Origin of the sequence: Piscinibacter sp., assembly GCF_050175855.1 — a bacterium.
Lineage (GTDB): Bacteria > Pseudomonadota > Gammaproteobacteria > Burkholderiales > Burkholderiaceae_C > Piscinibacter.
This window is the reverse complement of the sequence record NZ_JBFXIO010000470.1, coordinates 1-3,528: the sequence shown is the minus strand read 5'-3', so window position 1 is coordinate 3,528 and position 3,528 is coordinate 1. Positions and strand designations below refer to the sequence as shown.

The window sequence follows — 3,528 nt, the reverse complement described above, 5'->3', positions numbered from 1 at the left end:
TGCTGCGCCGCTCCTGCCCGAACGTGCTCTGCGGCCCGTGGCCGGGCGTGAAGCGCACGTCGTCGCCCAGCGGCCACAGCCGCGAGGTGATCGAGTGCACCAGCGTGTCGAAGTCGCCCTGGGGGAAGTCGGTGCGGCCGATGCTGCCGGCGAACAGCACGTCGCCCACGAACGCGTGTTTCGTCGTCGGCTCGTAGAACACCACGTGCCCCGGTGTGTGGCCCGGGCAGTGGCGCACCTGCAGCTCGCAGCCGCCAATGCGCACCGTGTCGCCGTCGTGCAGCCAGCGCGTCGGTGCGAAGGGCTCGGCGGGCGGGAAGCCGAACATGCGGCTCTGCTGCGGCAGCGCGTCGATCCAGAACTGGTCGCCTTCGTGAGGGCCGATGATCGGCAGGCCCAGCGTGCGCGCCAGTGTGCCGGTGGCGCCGGCGTGGTCGATGTGGGCGTGCGTCAGCCAGATCTGCTCGAGCTTGAGTCCCAGTTCCTTCACGGCGCCGAGCAGCACGTCGATGTCGCCACCGGGGTCGATCAGCGCGGCCTGCTTCGTGGTGTCGTCCCACACCAGGGAGCAGTTCTGCTGGAAGCCGGTGACGGGCAGGGTGCGGTGGCGGAAGGGCATCGATTGGAGGCGTCGGGAATCCAGGTGGTGATTCTCAGGGCTGCGCGATCGCCTCGACCTGGATGCGCAGGTCGACGTTCATGCTGAAGCCGTAGTCCTTGCCCGCATCCAGGCCGAACTCGTCGCGGTTGAAGCTGCCGTAGGCGTCTGCGCCGCAATAGTCGCGCTTGAGCATCGGGTGCTGGATGCACTTCAGCGAACGGATCGTCAGGGTGAGCGGCCGCGTCACGCCGCGCATCGTCAGCTCGCCCGCGAGCTGCGTCGGCACACCGTCTACCGGCGACTGCAGGCTACCCTTGAAGACGGCGCGCGGATGCTTGCGCACGTCGAAGAAGTCCTTGCCGCGCGCCCAGGTGGCCAGCGCGTCCAGGCCGAAATCGACGCTGGCAAGCTCGGTGACGATCTCGACCGTGCCGGTGCCCGCGGCTTTGTCGTACAGCACCTTGCCGCTGCTCTTGTTGAACTTGCCGCGCCACACCGAGATGCCCAGGTGGTCGGCTTCGAAGCTGGGGAAGGTGTGGCTCGGGTCGATCGCGTAGGCGACGGGGGCGGCAGGGGCGGGCGATGCCGCCAGCAGCAGCGCCAGGGTGGCCAGGCAGGTCTTCATGCGGCGCTCCGGAGGGTGGATGTCGGCACGACGATCGAACCCGCGTCGTTTCGACAGGGGGCCGGATGAGAGGGAATCATTCCGCCTGGGGCCGGATCCGCCGCGCCTCGAGGTAGAAGCGCTTCTCGTCGGCCTCGCCCATCGAGAAGCTCTTGCGCGGCAGCGGGCCGTGGCGTGCGACGCGGCCGATCAGCTCGCTCTTGCCCAGCGTGGCCAGGTGCAGCCCGGCATGACCTTCCGCGCCGGCCAGCTGCGCCAGGGCGTCGTCGCCGTGAACGTAGTCGACCTCGCGTGCGCCGCCCCGGGCCAGCAGCGCATCGACGAAGCCCTGGAAGGTGGCCACGTCGAGTTGCGCAGCCGGCATGCCGGACACGACCGCCAGCGCATGGCGGCCGCCCGGCTGCACCAGCCCGGCGGCGTGTTCGGTGCGCGGCAGCGCGGCCAGGGCGGCGCGCATCGCCGCCGCGTCGGGCTGCTCGAGGATTCGCAGCTGCGCGCCGAAGTGCGCCGCCAGCGCCTCGCGGAGGTCGCCCGTCACGCCGATCAGCAGGCGGTGGATGGGCGAGAACTCGAGCGCCGTGTCGTGAATGTTCTCCACCTCCACCAGCGCCCAGCGCGCCGGGTGGTCGGGCCCCGCGGTGGCCTTGATGCGCTCCCAGCAGGCTTTGGCGGTGGCCAGCGAATGGTTGCCGTCACCCATCGCGAAGAGCATCGGTGGCGTGCCCGCCGGCAGGCCGTGCCGCGCCGCGAAGGCGGCGCCGTCGCCCAGCGCCCGCAGCGCCTGCATCGCGTGCGCCTGGGCCGGAGCATCCAGCGCCATGCCGGTGACACGGCCGCCGCGGGCCATCAGCGGCGTGTCGTACAGCGTCGCGTGGTTTGCGCGCTGTGCGGCCAGCGGCTCGATGACCGTGTGCTGCGGGTCGTCGATCAGTACGAGGATGTGGGGCAGCTCCAGCTCGGCGCCCTGGCGCACCTCGACGCGCGGTGCGATGCGCTCGACGATGGTGCCCTCGGTGGGGCGGATCAGGCTGGTGGAGGCCGGCGCGTAGTCGTAGTGCTCCAGGTCCAGCTCGAGCATCAGCCCGCGGCGCACGCGCCCGTCGGGCAGTGCGCGCTCCACCAGCACGGCGCCGGTATGCTCGCGCAGCAGGCCCTCGGCCAGGTAGCGCTTCATCGTGGCCTGGATGCGCGCGATGCGTTCGGGCTTGTCGGCGCTGGCCAGGAACACCTCGGGCAGGATCAGGTGCAGCGTGGAGGGCGCGTCGCCCACCTCGGCCGCCACGCGCGCCCAGTAGCCGGCGTCGCTGGTGTACTGGTCGCAGGCGATCACGCTCCAGCGGTGCAGGTCGATGCCCGCCCGGGGAAGCAGCAGTCGTGGGGCGCGGAAGCAGTCAGGGGTGGCCATGGATCACGATGATGCAGCAGATGCGGCGCCCCGCTCAGGGCTGGTGGCGCAGCACCACGCCCTCGAGGCCGCCGCGCGGGCCGCGGTGGACGATCGGGCAGTTCAGCACCACGTTCGTGACATCGAGGCGCACGGCGCCGCTTTCCTCAGCCGCGAGAATCTGCTCCTCCGACGTCAGCCGCCGCGGTGTGTGGCCGGCAGTCCAGGTGACGGCGACCATGCGCCACAGCGGGGTGTAGGCGCTCTCGCGATTGGCCGAACCCATCGGCAGCGGCGCCGATGCGAAGACGCTGGCCTGCTCGAAGTTCGTCACGGCGTACACCCGGTCGACCGACGAGGGCTGCCCGGGGCGGCTCGCGCCGCGGGGCAGGGCATCCGCCAGCCGCGGGACGAAGTTCGCCCCCTCCCGGGCGGCGATTCCGGCATCGGAGACATCGGTCGTGACGTAGAAGACCTCCTCGCCGTCGAACCAGCCCTGACGGAGCGGCAACTGCACGGCAGGCCGCCACGGCTCCGTTGGCGACCAGGCGCAGCCGGCCAGCCCGAGGAACGTACCCACCGCCAGAGCGGCGAAGCCGCGGCGGGTCGGCGCGAGGCGAAGTCGTGAAGTCACTCGGTTCCTCCTGATTCAGGCGTTCACGGTCTGGCGAGCCGAGCCACCGTCGCGCGCCGACCAGGCAGCCGGGCTGGTCCCCACCCGCTGGGCGAACGCGCGCCCCAGCGCGCTCGCGTTGGCGTAGCCGACCTCGGCCGCGACCAGCTTGACGGGCATGCCGCGTCGCAGCAGCGTGCACGCCAGCCCGATGCGCCAGGTGGTGAGGTACTCCCCGGGCGGCACGCCCACGCAGCGGGCGAAGTGGGCGGCAAATCGCGCGCGCGACATGCCGGCCTCGGCCG

General features: G+C 71.6%; 5 protein-coding genes. All 5 read right to left on the bottom strand.

Annotation, left to right across the window (positions count from 1 at the left end; all coding sequences use genetic code 11):
* The coding region (locus AB7U92_RS24060) for an MBL fold metallo-hydrolase (RefSeq protein ID WP_428582879.1) at positions 1 to 619 on the bottom strand (619 nt) is incomplete at its 3' end.
* 34 nt (positions 620 to 653) lie between these two features.
* Positions 654 to 1,226, bottom strand: a complete 573-nt coding sequence (locus AB7U92_RS24055; RefSeq protein WP_428582877.1) for a YceI family protein — start codon at positions 1,224 to 1,226, stop codon at positions 654 to 656.
* A 76-nt stretch (positions 1,227 to 1,302) separates the two neighbouring features.
* Complete coding sequence (locus AB7U92_RS24050) at positions 1,303 to 2,631, bottom strand: DUF1015 domain-containing protein (protein WP_428582875.1); 1,329 nt, start codon at positions 2,629 to 2,631, stop codon at positions 1,303 to 1,305.
* Positions 2,632 to 2,665: 34 nt separating this feature from the next.
* The gene (locus AB7U92_RS24045; protein WP_428582873.1) at positions 2,666 to 3,127 is read right to left on the bottom strand and encodes a DUF7482 domain-containing protein; all 462 of its coding nucleotides are present in this window, start codon (positions 3,125 to 3,127) and stop codon (positions 2,666 to 2,668) included.
* 132 nt (positions 3,128 to 3,259) lie between these two features.
* Positions 3,260 to 3,528, bottom strand: a 269-nt coding sequence (locus tag AB7U92_RS24040; protein WP_428582871.1) for a helix-turn-helix domain-containing protein, incomplete at its 5' end; no start/stop codon positions are given.

Bases quoted from the DNA above. Each gene is read 5' to 3' on its own strand.
- AB7U92_RS24050 (WP_428582875.1), bottom strand. From the start codon at position 2,631: ATGGCCACCCCTGACTGCTTCCGCGCCCCACGACTGCTGCTTCCCCGG.
- AB7U92_RS24055 (WP_428582877.1), bottom strand. From the start codon at position 1,226: ATGAAGACCTGCCTGGCCACCCTGGCGCTGCTGCTGGCGGCATCGCCC.